This window comes from Parendozoicomonas sp. 209JJ7-1, from assembly GCF_058147085.1.
Genome location: NZ_JBYVJU010000184.1, coordinates 1 through 338, shown reverse-complemented (window position 1 = coordinate 338; position 338 = coordinate 1). Strand labels below are relative to the sequence as shown.

Here is a 338-nt window from a genome sequence, read left to right as displayed (position 1 = left end):
GACCATGCTTGACCCTGCTCCACCCTTCCGCCACTGTCATACAGGTATCGTTGTTACAGCCGGTAATGTAAACGTCCCTGACGCCTATCCGTAGTATACTAGTGTATGGAAATTCCCAGGACGAGAAGTCCTCATGTGCCTTTACAATTGTACCGTAGGACATAACTCTGCTCTGATCGACGTCCGTCAGCATCACCTTGAAGCGCTGCTTTATGAACGCGTAATCGTATTCCATTTGGACCGCATTGAGCACAACGTCATGGGGGGCGCTGCCAGAATCTAATACATTGAAAAGAGCGAAAATAACCCTGTTGTTTTCCCTGAAACGGGATATCAGG

General features: G+C 48.5%; 1 protein-coding gene. It reads right to left on the bottom strand.

Annotated features, from left to right (window positions below; genetic code table 11):
• On the bottom strand, nt 1-338 hold a 338-nt coding region (locus tag ACY2RQ_RS19925), incomplete at both ends, for a hypothetical protein (protein WP_490114759.1).